The sequence below is a fragment of the Rhizobium phaseoli genome (assembly GCF_003985125.1).
Taxonomy (GTDB): domain Bacteria; phylum Pseudomonadota; class Alphaproteobacteria; order Rhizobiales; family Rhizobiaceae; genus Rhizobium; species Rhizobium phaseoli.
Map to the genome: position 1 here is coordinate 221,860 of NZ_ML133571.1, position 16,803 is coordinate 238,662.

Annotated in this window: 18 protein-coding genes; 3 read left to right on the forward strand and 15 right to left on the reverse strand. The window is 62.4% G+C overall.

The features are described 5' to 3' along the window. The first annotated feature begins 163 nt into the window (after positions 1-163). Together EFD56_RS14630 and trmFO are read left to right on the forward strand one after the other, a co-directional pair. Positions 164-307, forward strand: coding sequence for a DUF1127 domain-containing protein (locus tag EFD56_RS14630; RefSeq protein WP_004678841.1), 144 nt, complete (start codon positions 164-166; stop codon positions 305-307). 98 nt (positions 308-405) lie between these two features. Next, positions 406-1,842, forward strand: a complete 1,437-nt coding sequence (gene trmFO, locus EFD56_RS14635; protein ID WP_085742405.1) for a methylenetetrahydrofolate--tRNA-(uracil(54)-C(5))-methyltransferase (FADH(2)-oxidizing) TrmFO — start codon at positions 406-408, stop codon at positions 1,840-1,842. A gap of 20 nt (positions 1,843-1,862) precedes the next feature. Here the strand turns inward: trmFO and EFD56_RS14640 are convergent, their stop codons facing one another. From EFD56_RS14640 to yajC, 5 genes are all read right to left on the reverse strand, one after another. After that, on the reverse strand, positions 1,863-2,330 hold the full coding sequence (locus EFD56_RS14640; protein ID WP_037117799.1) for a hypothetical protein: 468 nt from the start codon (positions 2,328-2,330) through the stop codon (positions 1,863-1,865). Positions 2,331-2,400: 70 nt separating this feature from the next. Beyond that, positions 2,401-3,258, reverse strand: coding sequence for a phytoene/squalene synthase family protein (locus EFD56_RS14645; protein WP_126905605.1), 858 nt, complete (start codon positions 3,256-3,258; stop codon positions 2,401-2,403). 2 nt (positions 3,259-3,260) lie between these two features. Then, on the reverse strand, positions 3,261-3,647 hold the full coding sequence (locus EFD56_RS14650) for an Mth938-like domain-containing protein (protein ID WP_004678846.1): 387 nt from the start codon (positions 3,645-3,647) through the stop codon (positions 3,261-3,263). 4 nt (positions 3,648-3,651) lie between these two features. Further along, positions 3,652-6,192 carry a protein translocase subunit SecDF gene (secDF, locus tag EFD56_RS14655; protein ID WP_126905606.1) on the reverse strand — a complete coding sequence of 847 codons (2,541 nt, stop codon included), beginning with the start codon at positions 6,190-6,192 and terminating at the stop codon, positions 3,652-3,654. A 44-nt stretch (positions 6,193-6,236) separates the two neighbouring features. Continuing rightward, positions 6,237-6,584 carry a preprotein translocase subunit YajC gene (gene yajC / locus EFD56_RS14660; RefSeq protein ID WP_004678848.1) on the reverse strand — a complete coding sequence of 116 codons (348 nt, stop codon included), beginning with the start codon at positions 6,582-6,584 and terminating at the stop codon, positions 6,237-6,239. A gap of 203 nt (positions 6,585-6,787) precedes the next feature. Between yajC and EFD56_RS14665 the strand changes: the two genes are divergently transcribed. Further along, positions 6,788-7,660, forward strand: coding sequence for an ATP-binding protein (locus tag EFD56_RS14665; RefSeq protein ID WP_010004490.1), 873 nt, complete (start codon positions 6,788-6,790; stop codon positions 7,658-7,660). Between the two features lie 85 nt (positions 7,661-7,745). Here EFD56_RS14665 and EFD56_RS14670 read toward each other — a convergent pair whose 3' ends face one another. The 10 genes from EFD56_RS14670 to nagZ all read right to left on the reverse strand — a co-directional run bounded on the left by EFD56_RS14670 (position 7,746) and on the right by nagZ (position 16,748). Beyond that, the gene (locus tag EFD56_RS14670; protein ID WP_085742403.1) at positions 7,746-9,335 is read right to left on the reverse strand and encodes a M23 family metallopeptidase; all 1,590 of its coding nucleotides are present in this window, start codon (positions 9,333-9,335) and stop codon (positions 7,746-7,748) included. Positions 9,336-9,474: 139 nt separating this feature from the next. Next, the gene (locus tag EFD56_RS14675; RefSeq protein WP_004678857.1) at positions 9,475-10,128 is read right to left on the reverse strand and encodes a protein-L-isoaspartate(D-aspartate) O-methyltransferase; all 654 of its coding nucleotides are present in this window, start codon (positions 10,126-10,128) and stop codon (positions 9,475-9,477) included. Continuing rightward, entirely contained in the window at positions 10,125-10,898 is a 774-nt protein-coding gene (surE, locus tag EFD56_RS14680) for a 5'/3'-nucleotidase SurE (protein ID WP_085742402.1), read from the reverse strand. Before surE ends, EFD56_RS14675 begins: the two co-directional genes overlap by 4 nt. Positions 10,899-10,902: 4 nt before the next feature. Next, positions 10,903-12,186 carry a serine--tRNA ligase gene (gene serS / locus EFD56_RS14685; protein ID WP_126905607.1) on the reverse strand — a complete coding sequence of 428 codons (1,284 nt, stop codon included), beginning with the start codon at positions 12,184-12,186 and terminating at the stop codon, positions 10,903-10,905. A gap of 96 nt (positions 12,187-12,282) precedes the next feature. Further along, positions 12,283-13,110, reverse strand: a complete 828-nt coding sequence (tatC, locus tag EFD56_RS14690) for a twin-arginine translocase subunit TatC (RefSeq protein WP_004678862.1) — start codon at positions 13,108-13,110, stop codon at positions 12,283-12,285. Then, positions 13,107-13,733 carry a Sec-independent protein translocase protein TatB gene (gene tatB / locus EFD56_RS14695; protein WP_085742400.1) on the reverse strand — a complete coding sequence of 209 codons (627 nt, stop codon included), beginning with the start codon at positions 13,731-13,733 and terminating at the stop codon, positions 13,107-13,109. Before tatB ends, tatC begins: the two co-directional genes overlap by 4 nt. 51 nt (positions 13,734-13,784) lie before the next feature. Further along, positions 13,785-13,976, reverse strand: coding sequence for a twin-arginine translocase TatA/TatE family subunit (locus EFD56_RS14700; RefSeq protein WP_003558879.1), 192 nt, complete (start codon positions 13,974-13,976; stop codon positions 13,785-13,787). 181 nt (positions 13,977-14,157) lie between these two features. Then, positions 14,158-14,862, reverse strand: a complete 705-nt coding sequence (gene scpB / locus EFD56_RS14705) for an SMC-Scp complex subunit ScpB (protein WP_064818073.1) — start codon at positions 14,860-14,862, stop codon at positions 14,158-14,160. Then, positions 14,859-15,716, reverse strand: coding sequence for a segregation and condensation protein A (locus EFD56_RS14710; protein ID WP_029531141.1), 858 nt, complete (start codon positions 15,714-15,716; stop codon positions 14,859-14,861). The genes scpB and EFD56_RS14710 overlap by 4 nt, the downstream gene beginning before the upstream one ends. Before the next feature lie 18 nt (positions 15,717-15,734). Beyond that, positions 15,735-16,748: a beta-N-acetylhexosaminidase gene (gene nagZ / locus EFD56_RS14715; RefSeq protein WP_085743623.1), complete on the reverse strand. Its 1,014-nt coding sequence runs from the start codon at positions 16,746-16,748 to the stop codon at positions 15,735-15,737. Between the last annotated feature and the right edge of the window lie 55 nt (positions 16,749-16,803).

Sequence of the window (16,803 nt, forward strand, 5' to 3'; positions counted from 1 at the left end):
AAAATGTTCACCGCTTATTTCTCAAGCATCATATTGCACATTTGCATGGCAGACGCCTTTTATTTGCACTGCACAATGAGAGGGTTTTCGCCTATATAAACATCAACCGCAGAGAGACAGGCGATCCCGCCGTCCAGCGGACATTTGTTCGAGGAAGATGACAATGAACCCGATCCGCATTGCAAAGAGCTGGCTCAGCTACCGCCGTACACTCAACGAACTTGGCAGCCTGTCGAACCAGACCCTGTCCGACATCGGCGTCAGCCGCTACGACATCCGCAATATCGCATCCCGCTCGTTCCGCTAACAGCGGTAACCGGCACGATGCTTCAAGACGGCGCCATCAGGGCGCCGTTTTTGATTCCAGGTGTTGGATCGTATCTGCCGACATGATATCAGCCCGGAATGAACACGATCTCCTATCCTCCTATTCACGTCGTCGGCGGCGGGCTTGCCGGTTCGGAAGCCGCCTGGCAGATCGCCAGCTCCGGCGTTCCCGTCATTTTGCATGAAATGCGCGGCGTGCGCGGCACGGATGCGCACAAGACCGATGGTCTCGCCGAACTCGTCTGCTCCAATTCCTTCCGGTCCGACGATGCGACCAGCAATGCCGTCGGCGTCATCCATGCGGAGATGCGCATGGCAGGCTCGCTGATCATGGCTGCCGCCGACCGTCACCAGGTGCCGGCCGGCGGCGCGCTCGCCGTCGATCGCGACGGTTTTTCCGAAGCTGTGACCAAGGCAATCCACGATCACCCGCTGATCACCGTCGTGCGCGAGGAAATCACCGGCCTGCCGCCGCGCGACTGGGACCTCGCCATCGTCGCCACCGGGCCGCTGACGGCGCCGTCACTTGCCAGCGCCATCCAGGCGCAGACGGGCGAGGATTCGCTCGCCTTCTTCGACGCCATCGCGCCGATCGTCTACCGCGACAGCATCGACATGGATATCTGCTGGTATCAGTCGCGCTACGATAAGGTCGGCCCCGGCGGCACGGGCAAGGACTACATCAACTGCCCGATGGACGAGGCGCAGTACAATGCCTTCGTCGACGCGTTGATCGCGGGCGACACTGTCGGCTTCAAGGAATGGGAAGGCACGCCCTATTTCGACGGCTGCCTGCCGATCGAGGTGATGGCCGAGCGCGGCCGCGAGACGCTGCGCCACGGGCCGATGAAGCCGATGGGGCTGACCAACGCGCATAATCCGACGGTCAAGGCCTATGCAGTTGTGCAGCTACGCCAGGACAATGCGCTCGGCACGCTCTACAACATGGTCGGCTTCCAGACGAAGCTGAAATACGGCGCGCAGGCGGACATCTTCCGGATGATCCCAGGCCTGGAAAGTGCCGAATTCGCCCGCCTCGGCGGCCTGCATCGCAACACCTATATCAACTCCCCGACATTGCTCGATCCGTCGCTGACGCTGAAGTCGCGGCCCGGCCTGCGCTTCGCCGGCCAGATCACCGGCTGCGAGGGTTATGTGGAAAGCGCCAGCGTGGGGCTGATGGCCGGCCGTTTTGCCGCCGCCGAACGCAAGGGCGAAGCGATCTTGCTGCCGCCGGCAACAACGGCGCTCGGCTCGCTGCTCGGTCATATCACCGGCGGCCACATCGTCACCGACGAAGAGCCCGGCAAACGGTCGTTCCAGCCGATGAACATCAATTTCGGACTGTTTCCGGAGCTTGAGCCCGGTTCGATCGTCAAGCCCGAGGGCGTCAAACGCTTTCGCGGCAAGGACAAGACGATCATGAAACGGCAGTTGATCGCCCGTCGGGCGCTTGCAGACTGCGCCGCCTGGCTCGGCCAGACATCGAGGGCCGTCGAAAGCGCCTCTGCATAATTGCTTAAACCAGCAGCACTCTACTGTTTGTTCGCCGCGGAGATATTGCCCGGCGGCAGATCCTTATCCGGCTCAGCAATATAGTTGCCGAGCAGCCAGAGCGCGACTTCGGACGCCTCCTTGGGCGAGGCGAATTCGAACTTGCCGTTGTGATTGGGGGCGTCGAGAAAATCGATCGCCAGTCCCCTGCCCGTCTCCGAGCTTACCACGCGCACACGGCCGGGCTCGATCAGATGGCAGGAGAAGTGGCGCGCCATGTTGCGCATCAGGCCAGCCTTGTTGTCGTGGAGACGCACGAAGATCGCCTGGCCGTTCTCAGTCGCCTGCAACTGGCGGATCGCCTCGTTGGGAAAGGCGCGGCCGAACTCGATGATGGCGAGACCGGTGTCGTGCAGGCTGTCTTCCTTGTTTTGCGCCGCCATGCGCGTTGCCACGAAGGCAATGAAAATGACGATGGCGAAAAGGACGCACCAGACGATAATGCCCACGCCGAGTCTCCGTTCAAAGGGTAGGGTCGGGACCTTGTAGCGCGCGAGACTTGCGCGAATTTGACCGATATCAGATTTTCCTGCGCGCTGCAGCCAGCGCCATTGCGAGCTGGCGGCGCCACTGCGGCGGCTGCAGCGGCCGGTCGAACAGTTGGGCGCCACGCCTCTGTGCCTTGAGGAGCACCGGTTCGGCCAGCGTGGCCGGCAGGAAGGCAGGAAACACGGCTGGCGCAATCGGTCCCGCCCCCCTTGCCTTTGCCAGATGCTCGCGGCCGAGGCCGGCGAAGGCCTCGACGGCGGCGGCGATGCGCGGCCGGTCTTTGCCGGCAAGGAAGCTATCGCGGTCGAGCCCGGTGGCCGAAAGGATCTGCAGCGGAATATAGAGCTGGCCGCGGCGACGATGCAGCGGCATCAAAAGCAGCAGGCCGGCAATCGCCTGGGCGACGCCGGCGTGGCCGGCCGCATCCGCCGATCGTGCTGCGTCCTGCGGCGAAAGCACGAGGCTTGCAAGCTGGATCAGCGCGGAGGCGGTTTCGCCGGCATAACCTTCAAGTGACAGGCGGGTCTCCATCGGGTCGTCATAGAGGTCGAAGGTGCGGGCCTCGATCATGTCGACCAGCGTCTTGCGCGGCAGGCGGTGGGTTTCGATCGCCGTGAGAAGCGCGGCGGCGACGGGATTGGCCGCCGTCGAACCATGCGCACCGCCTTCCAGCAGGTCACGCCAATATTGCATGCGCACCTCGCCTGGCAGCGGCTCGTGCACCAGGTCGCGAATGCGGGCAAGCTCGGCATTGAATGCGTAAAGCGCCGCAAGCGCGCCGCGCCTGTCCTGCGGTGACAGAAGGCAGGCGAGATAACGGTCGCGATCACTGTCGCGCAGCATCGCCAGGCAGATATCCTGGTTCGTCGCGATATTTTCTTCCGCCATCGTCAGACCGCAATCAATGCCGCCGCGACGGCGCGCTGCTCGGCGAGCATGATGTTGAAGGTGCGCACTGCGGCACCCGTGCTCATCGGATCGGAGGCGATACCGCGCGCCTTCAGCGCCTGCTTCAATTCCTCGGGCAGACGGCGAAGCTCGGTTCCTGTGCCGACGAGCAGAACCTCGATATCGGCGGCCTCCTCCAGCACGCGGCGAAAATTTTCAGGCGACAGCGGCTTCGACATGTCCATGTCCCAGCCATGAATGCCGGAGGGCAGGCAAAGGATCGAGCCGCGATGCGACATGTCGGCAAAACGGAAACCGCCATTGCCGTAAGTATCGATCGGGGCGCGCCCGGGAAAATGCGCGGCGCGGATTTCTATGCCTTTGGCCATGTTTTCAAACCACCGTGCCGGATTTTACACCGGCATCCGTCTTGTTGCTCTCCTCCCCGTCGGGGCTCTCCGGCCGCAGCCGGAAGACGATCAGCACGGGAGCGGCGATATAGATCGAAGAGAAAGTGCCGAGAGCGACGCCGAAGAGCATCGCAAAGGCGAATGAGCGCATGACGTCGCCGCCGAACAGGTAGAGCGCCAGCAAGGCAAGCAGCGTCGTCGCTGCCGTCAGGACGGTGCGCGACAGCGTCTGGTTGATCGAGGCATCGATCAGGATCGGCAGCGGCATCTTCGTGTATCGCTTCAGGTTTTCGCGCATCCGGTCATAGACGACGACGGTGTCGTTCAGGGAATAGCCGACAATCGTCAGCACCGCGGCGATGCTCGTCAGATTGAATTCGATGCCGGTCAGCACGAAAAGCCCCAGCATGATGATGACGTCGTGCAGCGTTGCGATGATGGCGCCCACGGCGAACTGCCACTCGAAGCGGATCCAGATGTAGAGCAGGATTGCCGCGAGCGCGGCAGCGATGCCGAGCGTCGCCATCATCGTCAATTCGCCCGAGATGGCGGGGCCGACGACTTCGACGCGGCGGAAATCATAATCCGCCTCGAGCTCGCCGCGCACCAGCGTAGCTGCCGATTGCTCGGCATTCTCTCCGCCGCCCTGGGACGCGATGCGGATCCGCGCGTTGGCCGGGCCGCCGGTGCGTTCGACTCCGACCTCGCCGAGATTGAGATCATTGAGGCGCGATCTGAGATCGGCGATGTCGGCATTGCCCTGTTTCGCCGTCACCTCGATGAGCGAGCCGCCGGTGAAGTCGATGCCGAGCTGCAGGCCGACGGTGGCAAAAGCCGCCATGGCGATCAGCGAGATCGCAGCCGACGCCGTGAAGACATAACGGCGGATCCCCATGAACCGGATATTGGCGTGCTCGAAGAGATGGGTGAGGACGCTTTTCGGCAGGTGCCGGGGGTGGCGTCGCGCCAGCCAGACGGCGACGATCGAGCGGGTCAGCGTGAATGCCGTGAAGACGGTCGTCAGAATGCCGACCGCCAGCGTCACGGCGAAACCACGAATGGATTCGCTGCCGAGGAAAAAGAGAATGACGGCGGCGATAAAGATCGTGACATTCGCATCGACGATCGTCGCAAAGGCACGCGAGAAACCGCGACCGACGGCCTCGGCAAAGGAATGGGCGGTTTTCTCTTCTTCGCGGATGCGCTCGTAAACCAGCACGTTCGAATCAACCGCCATGCCGACGATAAGAACGATGCCGGCAATGCCGGGCAAGGTGAGCGTCGCGCCGGCAAGGCTGAGCGTCGCGATTATGAGGATCAGATTGAAGAAGAGCGAAACGACAGCAATGACGCCGAGGATGCGGTAGAGCGCGATCATCAGCGCTGCGACCAACACGACGGCGACGAGGCCGGCAACAAAGCCGGAGACGATGGATTCGCCGCCGAAGGTCGGGCTGACGCTACGCTCCTCGACGCTCGTCAGCGTCGCCGGCAAGGCGCCGGCGCGCAGCATCACGGCAAGGTCGCGAACACCGTCTTCGGAGAAATTCGCAGAAATCCGGCCCTCGCCGTTGGTGATGGCGGCATCGATGACGGGCGCCGACATGACCTGGTCGTCGAAGACGATGGCAAGGTGCTTGCCAATATTCTGTCCCGTCACCTCAGCCAACCGCTTGGTGCCTTCGGCATCGAGACGATAGGCGATGGAGGTATCCTGCGTCTGCGGATCGACGACCGGCTGGATATCGACCATGTTGCCGGCGCTGGCGAAAGCCGTGCGATCGACAAGATAGGGAACCGGCGGATCGTCCAGCGAATAAAGCACTTGCGATGTCGCCGGCCAGCGGCCGTTCAGCGCCTCCTGCCCCGACATGCTTTCATCGATCAAATGAAAAGAAAGCTTGGCCGGCTGGTTGAGGAGATTCTTCAGCCGCTCGGCATCGACCGATCCCAGCACCTGCACGGTGATCCGGTCGTCGCCCTCGGGACGAACGAGGAAATTCTCGTAGCCGAATCCGGCGATGCGGCGGCCGACAATATCGAGCGACCGGGTCCGGGCGGAGGCAACGTCAGCGGTAATGCCGGCGTCGGAAATCTGCAGCGAAAGCTGCCCTTCGCCCCCCTGCTGCAGCGTGAGCTCGGGCGCGGAATCTCTGCCGGTCGTGGTCAGGGATTTCAGACGATCGACCGCTTTCTGCGTCTCAGCAGGATCGGTGATCCGGACACTAACGGTCCGGTCGTTGCCGGTCAGCCCGGTATAGCGGATGCCGGCGCCGCGCAGCGCGTTGCGCACATTCGCGACTGCCTCTTCCAGGCGATCCTTGACGATATCGGAACGCTCGACCTTCAGAACGATATGCGAACCGCCCTGCAGATCGAGGCCGAGCATTACGCGATCGTGTCGCAGCCAGTCCGGCAGCGAGGCACGCTGTGCCTCGCTCAGCAAATTGGGCGCAGCGATGACGACGGCCGCAAACGCAACCAGCCAAATCAGAAGTGTTTTCCAGCGGGAAAAATGCAACATTCTCTCGACGATCTTCCGATCCGGCGGTTTGCCGCTATCGCTTGTTACGCCGCGTCGGCCTTGACAGGTTCACCCTTGACGCGAACTTCCGAAATGCCACTGCGGACGATGCGCACGCGCACACCTTCGGCAATCTCGACTTCGACTTCCTTGTCGTCGACGACCTTCGTCACCTTGCCGACGAGACCGCCGCCGGTCACGACCTGGTCGCCGCGACGGATCGCCTTCAGGGTTTCCTCACGCTTCTTGGCCTGCGCGCGCTGCGGACGGATCAGCAGGAAGTACCAGACGACCATCAGCGGCACGAACAGAATGATCATTTCGAAACCGGAGCCGCCGAAACCGGTTGCGGTATCGGTCGCACTCTGGGCGAATGCCGGGGTGATGAACATGCTAAACTCCTCAGGCTTGGCGGCGGAACTGCGCCTCATTTTTCAGGTTGCCGGACTATAGTTGCCGCTTCAATGAATGCAACAGAAACAGCCGGAAACAGTACCGATTCCGCTGCCTCATAACCTTTCCGGCGACAAAACGCCATGCTACCCCGCATCGAAAGATAAAGCGGATTGCCGCAGCAAGAAATCAGGAGCTTGCGATGACCGAGGAAATCAACACCGCCCTGCTTGGCGAGCTCAAACGGCTCGCTGATGCCGTCCAGCGCCTTGCCGGACCCGCACCCGCCGTCAACGACTGGGACGCGGCCGATTGTTTCGTCTGGGCGCCGCAGCGCCAGCATCTGCAACCCGTCAAGAAACCCAACCGGGTGGCGCTGAAACTCATCCGCGGCGTCGACCATGTCCGCGATATCCTGCACGAAAATACGGTGCGTTTCGCCGAAGGTTATGCGGCCAATAACGTTTTGCTCTGGGGTGCGCGCGGCATGGGCAAATCGTCGCTGGTCAAGGCCGTGCACGAGGATGTCAGGCGCGAAAGCGGGGTCGCGCTGAAGCTCGTCGAAGTTCACCGCGAGGATATTGCCAGCCTTCCCAACCTGCTCGACCTCCTGAAGGACACGCCATACCGCGTCATCGTCTTCTGCGACGATCTCTCCTTCGATCACGATGACACCGCCTACAAGTCGCTGAAGGCGGCGCTCGACGGCGGCGTCGAAGGCCGGCCGGACAATGTGCTCTTCTACGCCACCTCGAACCGGCGCCATCTGCTGCCCCGTCACATGATGGAAAACGAACAGTCGACAGCGATCAATCCGTCCGAAGCCGTCGAGGAGAAGGTTTCGCTGTCCGATCGTTTCGGCCTCTGGCTCGGATTTCATAAATGCAGCCAGGAAGATTATCTCGGCATGATCGACGGCTATGCCGATCACTTCAAGATCGGGCTCGCGCGCGACACGCTGCACACCGAGGCGCTGGAATGGGCAACGACGCGCGGTGCGCGCTCGGGCCGCGTTGCCTGGCAATACATCCAGGATCTGGCGGGGCGCATGCGCATTCATATCGACCGGGCGTAGACAGCCTCCGGTTCGATGCAAGACGGTCCAAAATGACAAAAGCCCGGCGGGTGGCCGGGCTTTTGCGCTTCCTGGTACGCTCTACCTACTCCAGGAAAGTCATCGGGTTGACCGGGGACGCGTCCTTGCGCACCTCGAAATGGACCTGCGGCTGCTTGACGTCGCCGCTCATGCCGGACACGGCGACGGTCTGCCCGCGCTGGATCTTTTGGCCGCGGGCAACGCTCAGCGTGTCGGCATTGCCATAGACGGTGACGGTACCGTCGTCGTGACGGACGAGAACCGTATTGCCGAGTTCCTTCAGGCCGTTGCCGGCATAGATGACGACGCCGTTTTCGGCTGCCTTGATCGGTGTGCCCTGCGGAACCGAGATATCGATGCCGTCATTGCGGCTGCCGTTGACGTTGGCGCCATAGGCGGCAATGACCTGGCCGCGTACCGGCCAGCGGTATTTGCCGATACCGGTCGATTCCGGCGCGTCGGAGCTGACGTCGGCCTTCTTCTCGACCTCATCGACGGTCTGGGTGGCGGCCGGCGCCTTATAGGGCGCGGGCTGAACGGACGCCGTCTGCTGGGCGGGCGCCGGATCAGCCGGTTTCGACTCGACCTTCTCAGCCGGGATCGAGGCGGTCTTGATCGTGTCGGTTTTGCCGTTCGGGATCTTCAGGGCCTGGCCGACACGCAGCGAGCTCGCCGAGATATTGTTGGCGGCCTTGAGATCGTCGATATTGGCGCCGGTCGCCTTGGCGATCTTTGCCAGCGAATCGCCCTGCTTGACCACATAAGTACCGGCAGCCGCCTTCGGATCCTTGCCAGCACCGGCGGGAACCTTTGCTGCCGGATCGGCACTCGCTATGGTCTTGTCGCGGGCGGAATTGGCGCCAGGGACGACGGCCACCTTCTGCTCCGGCGCCTTGGCCGGCTCCGGCATATTGCCGGGCTTGGCAAGATCGGCCGCCTGCGACGCCGCCTTGGCGGCATTGCCGCCATTGAAGGTCGGGATCAGGATCGCCTGGCCGGGTTGAGCGGCAGAGGCGGTTTTCAGATTGTTGATGCGCAGGATTTCCTTTTCCGGAACACCAAAGCGCCGGGACAGCGTGGCGATGTTTTCACCCGGGCGCAGCGTCACCGAAGGTGCATTGGTCGAGGACCAGCCGGAAATCTTCGGCGTCGTGCCTGTTGTCAACGAATCGGGCGTTGCTTTCGGTGCCGCCGGCGCCACGAGCCGCGGCTTTTGAGCCTGCGGCGAAGCCGGGAACGGCTGGGCCAGCGCTACTTCCTTTTCCCGCTGGCGGGATGGCGCGACAGCCGTCGGCGCGGCCAGCTCGGAACGCTGGATCGAGACCGGCGAAGAAGCCAGGCGTGCGCGGGACGGACGGACCGGCTCGTAACCCGGGTTCGCCGGATAGGACTGGTTCATCGCATTGTTGCCGCCGTAACCGGACTGGCTGGCGACAGCCGAACCGCCGAGATCGGCGCGCGGCACCGGATCGCCCTGAACGCCGCCCCGGCGCGGAATGGAACTTGTGGTGATCTGGTCCTGCCCAGAGGAGGAAAACAAACCGCCAAACCGTGTCACATCGGAACTGCAGCCCGTTGCGGCACTCGCCAGCAGGCCCACAACCAGAAGATTACCGGCCGACTTACCGAACTTCGGCGAAAGACTGAAACGCATTGACTCGACCCACTGAGAACGCAACCATTTGTGAGTCTATTAAAACGCGTTAGTATTACCACGCGGTTAAGATGCTGGAATCAGAGCGATATTTTTGGGAAGTTGATAACCATAGCTTTCGGGTGAAAAATCGCAGTGCCTACAGTAGCGAGGCAAGACGCGGAACGATCGGCAGATAAGGGGCTTCGAACAGTTCTTCGCGTTCGAAACGGCTGCCGGTTTTCGTCAACCGCACCATGCGACATTCGTTTTCGGAAATCATTAGCGGCGCGATCATCGAGCCGCCGGAAACGAGCTGGTCGGTATAAAAGCGCGGCATCGCATTGAAGGCAGCCGTTACCAGGATACGGTCGAAGGTGCCCTCGCCCTGCATGCCGGCGCTGCCGTCGGCATGGCGGATGACGACGTTGCGCAGGCCAAGCGATTCCATGCGCCGCTGCGCTGCCGCTGTCAGCGTCTTATAGCGGTCGATCGACAGCACGCGCTCGGCCAGTCGCCCCATGACGGCGGCGGTGAAACCGCTGCCGGTGCCGATTTCCAGGACTCGCTGGCCCGGCTTGAGCTTCAGGTGATGGAGGATGCGGACGACAAAATCGATGCCTTCTAGAAAGGAACCGCATTCGATCGGAATCGTGCGGCTCGAATAGGCATCGTCGGCAAATTGCGCCGGCACGAACAGCGAGCGCTGCGTCTGCTCGACCGCCGTCAGCAGATCGAGGTCGGAGATGCCTTCGGCACGTAGTCTGAGGACGAGCGCCGCAAAGCCCTCCTTCTCCGCCAGTCTTGCCGTCAAACCTGTGCTCCGTATCCCAGGGCCCGCGCCACGCGGTCCGTCACGGAATAATCGGTCAGATCCAGTTTCAAAGGCGTTACCGAAATCTTGTTATGCTTCAAAGCGTGAATATCGGTACCTTCGATGAAGGCGCCGGCGCGTTCGCCGAATTTCAGCCAGTAATAGGGAAAGCCTCGGCCGTCGGAGCGGGCATCGACCTGCAGATTGAAGGCGAGCTTGCCCTGCATGGTGACTTCGGCGCCGTCGACCTCGCCGGGACGGCAGTTCGGGAAGTTGAGATTAAGGAACGTGCCCTCCGGCAGGTCCAGATCCATCAGCTTTTCCAGAAGAACCGGGGCATGCGCCTCGCAGACTTCCCAGGGCACGATGCGTGCCCCGTCCTCGTAGAGATAGGCCTGGCTGAGTGCGAAGGAGCGCACGCCCTGCATGGTGCCTTCGATGGCGCCGGCGATCGTGCCGGAATAGGTCACGTCGTCGGCGACGTTCGAGCCCGAATTGACGCCGGAGAGAACGAGATCAGGCTTGATGTCCATCACCTGCCGGATGCCCATGATGACGCAATCGGTCGGCGTGCCGCGCAAGGCGAAATGCTTATCGGAGATTTTGCGCAGCCGCAGAGGTTCGGAGAGGCTCAGCGAATGGGCAAGACCGCTCTGGTCGGTCTCTGGCGCCACAATCCAGACGTCGTCGGACAGCGTGCGGGCGATCCGCTCCAGCGCAGCCAAGCCTTCCGCATGAATGCCGTCGTCATTCGTAAGCAGGATGCGCATCGCCTCAGGCCGCCCGTTCGATCTTGGTCAGTCCGCCCATATAAGGCAGCAAAACGTCCGGAATCGTGACGGAACCATCCTCGTTCCAATAATTTTCGAGGACAGCGATCAGGCAGCGGCCGACGGCGGTGCCGGAACCGTTCAGCGTGTGGACGAACCTGTTGGTCTTGTCATCCTTGCCGCGGTAGCGCGCATTCATGCGACGGGCCTGGAAATCGCCGCAGACCGAGCAGGAGGAGATTTCGCGGAAGGCATTCTGCCCCGGCAGCCAGACTTCGAGATCGTAGGTCTTACGCGAGCCGAAGCCCATGTCGCCTGTGCAGAGCGTCATCGTGCGGAAATGCAGACCGAGGCGCTTCAGCACCTCCTCCGCACAGGCGGTCATCCGTTCATGCTCGGCAATGCCGCTCTCGGCATCGGTGATCGAAACGAGCTCGCATTTCCAGAACTGGTGCTGGCGCAGCATGCCGCGCGTGTCGCGGCCGGCCGAACCCGCTTCCGAGCGGAAGGACGGCGTCAAGGCGGTGAAACGCAGCGGCAGCTTTTCCTGGTCGAGGATTTCCTCGCGCACGAGATTGGTGAGCGTCACCTCGGCCGTCGGGATGAGATAACGGTCGTCCGTCGTCTTGAAGAGATCCTCTTCGAACTTCGGCAGATTGCCGGTGCCGAACAGCGCTTCAGCGCGAACCATCAGAGGCGAGCTGACTTCGGTATAGCCGTGCTCGCGGGTGTGGAGATCGATCATGAACTGGCCGAGCGCACGTTCGAGCCTGGCGAGCTGCCCGGTGAGAACCGTGAAACGCGAACCGGAGAGCTTGGCGGCGCGCTCGAAATCCATATAGCCGAGCGCCTCGCCAATCTCGAAATGCTCCTTCGGCGTATGGTTCCAGCGCGGCTTTTCGCCGACGATGCGGGTGACGACATTGTCATGCTCGTCCTTGCCGACCGGCACGTCGTCGAAAGGTATGTTCGGGATGCGCGAGAGCGCGTCGTTGAGTTCGGCCGTCAGCTGCCGTTCTTCTTCCTCGATTGCCGGCAGCAGCGTCTTCAACTCGGCGACCTCGGCCTTCAGCTTCTCGGCGAGTTCGCCGTTCCTCTGGGCCATTGCCGCACCGATCTCCTTGGAGGCGAGATTGCGGCGGGACAGCATGTCCTGCGCCTTCTGCACGGCGGAGCGGCGCTTTTCATCGAGGGCGACGAGACTTTGGGCCAGAGGCTCCGCACCGCGCTTAGCAAGGGCGGCATCGAGCGCTTCGGGATTCTCACGGATCCATTTGATATCGAGCATCGTCGTTCCAGTCGTTGCAACAGAAGTGACCCGGCCAAAGCCTGACCGGGCTTCGACCGGATGAGACGGCGTAAATGAAGGGATTTCCGGATGACCTCAGACGCTGTCCGTCTTGGCAACGTCCGCGGATCCGCTGTCCTTTTCGACCGCCTCCCGGGCACGCTGGCGCTCCACGAGTCGCGCAGCATAGATGGAAATCTCGTAGAGAAGGATCGTCGGTATCGCAAGGCCGATCTGAGACATCGGGTCTGGTGGCGTCAGCACGGCGGCGACGACGAAGGCAAGCACGATGGCGAACTTGCGCTTTTCGGCGAGCCATTGCGACGTCAGCAGGCCGACGCGGGCAAGCAGCGTGGTGATGACAGGCAACTGGAAGACGAGGCCGAAGGAGAAGACCAGCGTCATGATCAGGCTCAGATATTCCGAGACCTTCGGCATCAGCGAGATCGCCACCTCGTCATGCCCCGGCGCCTGCTGCATCGACAGGAAGAACCACATGACCATCGGCGTGAAGAAGAAATAGACGAGTGCCGCGCCCATCAGAAACAGGACCGGCGAAGCGATCAGGAACGGCAGGAAGGCCTGGCGCTCGTTCTTGTAAAGGCCGGGCGCCACGAACTTGTAGACCTGGGCGGCAATGATCGGAAACGCGACCACCAGGCCGCCGAACATGGCGACCTTGACCTGGGTGAAGAAGAATTCCTGCGGCGCGGTGTAGATCAGCTGAGCCTTCTCGACGTCGAGATGCGCCCACTCCACCGCCGTCTTGTAGGGAATGACCAGATAGTTGAAGAGATGCTTGGCAAAAAAGAAGCATGCGATGAAGGCGACGAAAAACGCGCCGATCGACCAGATCAGCCGCGTGCGCAGCTCCATCAGGTGCTCGATCAGCGGCTGCGGCTTGTCTTCGATATCACCGCTCATGCCTCGTCCTTCTTCTTCGTCTGCGCAGGCTTCTTCGGGGTTGCGGGCTTTCTGGCAACCGTCGTTCGTTTCGGCTTTTCGGCAGGCGCGTTTTCCACCGGCGCGGCAATGGCAAAGGCGGCCTTATCCGCAGCCTTAGGGCGCGGCTTGCGTGGAGCCTTCGGCTTGGCGGCAACCGTATCGGCCGCGACGGCCGCTGCGGCGGCGGGTTCCGGCGCAGGAGCCGGCGCCGGCACCAGCGGCGGCGTTTCCGGCAGGCTCATCGATGGCGTCGGGGTGGATATTGCAGCCGGCGGCACTTCGGTCTTGTTCTCAGAGGGCGTGCTGGCTTTCTGCAGGTCGGCCTTGATCTCGTTGCCCATCTGGCGAAGCGGGTTCATTGCCTCGCGCAGGCTGTTGACCGGATTGAGCTTCTGGGCGTCGCCGATCGTCTGGCGGACATCGTCGAGCTCTGCCTCGCGCAGCGCTTCGTCGAACTGCGCGCGGAACTCACCCGCCACCTTGCGGGCGCGCTGCGTCATCTTGCCGAAAGCGCGCAGCATCGGCGGCAAATCCTTGGGACCGACAACGACGATCAGTACGACCGCGATGACCAAAAGCTCGGTCCAGCCAATATCGAACATGCAAGGCTCCTGGACGGGAAGCGCGGGGGCTGCGCTCTTTCCCAGACTTGTTTACTTCGTTTCGTCGGCCTTGTGATCGACGGTCTTTGCCGTTTCCGGCGCGTCTTCGTCCGTCATGCCCTTCTTGAAGCTTTTGATGCCCTTGGCGACATCGCCCATCAGTTCCGGAATCTTGCCGCGACCGAACAACAACAGCACGACGGCCAGAACGATCAGCCAGTGGTAAATGCCAAAAGAACCCATTACGCTTACTCCCTGTTGTGATGTTCCCAGATGTAAGAATTTCCCACACCGTTTCCAACATCAAGCCCTTTGAACTGCGCTTAATGTCACGGTATCGCCCTTTGTGACAAGCCATTGACCCGCCGAAAAATGGTGAGCACCATTGTTTTCGCCATGCATGGCAAAAGCAAGCGGAAGTCCTTCAATCTTCGGAGGTAGAACGCGGGGCGAGCAACCCAAGTTCTTCGAGATCCATCTGGGTAATGGGGTCTTCGTCCTCGCTCAGCTCGTCGTTCATCAATGGCGAGGGAATATTGAAATTCGCCGGGATGCGGCCCGAGAGCAGGCCTGCGCCCTTCAATTCTTCGAGACCGGGCAGATCGCGCAATTCCTCGAGGCCGAAATGGTCGAGAAAATCCCGCGTCGTGCCCAATGTCACCGGCCGGCCTGGCGTGCGCCGGCGGCCACGAAACCGCACCCAGCCCGCCTCCATCAGCACGTCGAGCGTGCCGCGCGAGGTCTGCACGCCGCGGATATCCTCGATTTCGGCGCGTGTCACCGGCTGGTGATAGGCGATGATCGACAGCACTTCCAGCGCGGCGCGCGACAGCTTCTTCACCTCGTTTTCATCGCGGCGGATGACGAAGGAGAGATCGGCGGCAGTACGAAAGGCCCAGGCCCCCTCGATCTGCACGAGATTGACGCCGCGCGGCGCATATTGCTCCTTCAGGCGCAGCATGATCTCGCGCACGTTGGCATTCCTGGGAAGGCGCTCGGCGAGGAAGCCTTCTGGGACCGGCTGCGACGAAGCGAAGACCAGCGCCTCGGCGATGCGCTCGGCCTCGATCTTGGCCTGCAGATCGCGGCCCTCTTCCTCGAAATCCTCTTCGCCCTTCAGATCGATCAAGCCGGCCGCTCCTGTTCCACCACCTGCAGCGTCGCATGTTTCGGTCCGCGGCGCATATAGATCGGCTGAAAGGCGCCGTCCTGGCGGATCTCGAGCTTGCCCTCGCGCACCAGCTCCAGCGAGGCGGCAAAGGCGCTGGCGATCGCGGTGACACGTTCCTCGGGCGCCGCGAGATAACGCAGCAGATAATGCTCCATCGCCGTCCAGTCGCCGACCTCGCCGATCATTTGGGTCAGTAGCTCGCGCGCGTCGGTCAACGACCAGACATTGCGTCTCTCGATCGTCACCTGGGTGATGGCGTGGCGCTGGCGCAGCGCCGCATAGGCGGTCAGGAGATCGTAGAGGCTCGCCACATAAGCCGATTGCTGCCGGTCGGGAATATGCTCGGGCGCGCCGCGCGCGAAGATATCGCGGCCGAGGCGGTTGCGGTTGACGAGGCCCTCGGCCGCCTGGCGCATGGCTTCGAGGCGTTTCAGGCGGAAGGCCAGCGTTGCCGCCATCTCCTCGCCCGACGGGCCATCATCCTTGACCTGCTGGGGGATGAGCAGCCGCGACTTGAGATAGGCAAGCCAGGCCGCCATGACGAGATAGTCGGCGGCAAGCTCGATGCGGATCCGCCGGGCGCTTTCGACGAACTGCAAATATTGCTCGGCCAGCGCCAGCACCGAAATGCGCGACAGGTCGACCTTCTGGTTGCGGGCGAGATAGAGCAACAGGTCAAGCGGACCTTCGAAACCGGCGACGTCGATCACCAGCGCCGGCTCGTGGCTGGCGCGCTCGGCGCCGTTGTCCTGCCACAGCTTGTCCATCGGCGTTGCCGCCTGCGGACGCTCCGTGCCCTTGACCGTGTTCACCACCCTGCTCCTCTGCGATCACACGATCGCAACCATCGCTTCAAATTCCGCTCTCAACTCCGCCTCATCGGCGCCATCCGGCGCGGCGAAGCCTGCTTCCACCACTTTCGCTCGGGCGAGCGACGCGCCGGCGAGCGGCGGAACATTTGCCACGACATCCCGCATCTCGTCCATATGGCCATTGCAATGCAGCACGATATCGCATCCGCCTGCAATGATATTCGCCGCACGCTCGCCGATCGTGCCGGAAAGAGCGTTCATCGAACTGTCGTCGGACAGCAGCAGACCGCTAAAGCCGATATGCTCACGGATGACGCCGTCGATCACGTTGCGTGAGGTCGTCGCCGGATTGTCAGGATCGATGGCGGTGAAGACGACGTGGCAGGTCATCGCCATCAACTCGTCCTTCATCGCGACGAAGGGCGGGAAATCATGGGCTTCGAGTTCATCGCGCGAGACGGTGACGACGGGCAGCTCCAGGTGGGAATCGGCAAAACCGCGGCCATGGCCGGGCATATGCTTCATCACAGGCAGCAGGCCGCCGGCCTTCAGCCCTTCGGCAGCCGCGCGGCCCATGGCGATGACGGTCTCAGGATCGCCGCCATAGGCACGGTCGCCGATGACGTTGCTGCTGCCTTCGACCGGCACGTCAAGCACTGGCAGGCAATCGACATCGATGCCAAGCTTCGAGAGGTCGAAGGCGTGCAGCCGCGACATAACCCAGGCGGCGCGCAGCCCAAGCGCCGGGTCACGGCGATAGAGATCCCCGAGGGCTTGACCCGAGGGATAGCGCGCCAGCACAGGCGGACGGATCCGCTGGACGCGGCCGCCTTCCTGGTCGATCAGTACCGGCGCGTGCCAGCCGACGCTGTCGCGCAGCTCGGCGACGAGATCGGCGATCTGCGAGGCTTCGGAGATGTTGCGCCCGAAGAGGATGAAGCCCCAGGGCCGTTCGCCCCGGAAGAACGCCTTCTCTTCGGATGTGAGGGCAAGGCCGCTGCAGCCAAGGATCATCGCTTTTGATTCGGTCATGTGAAAATCATAGATGGCGGCCCGCCAAATGCGAGCAAGGTCGGGCGCGATGCAC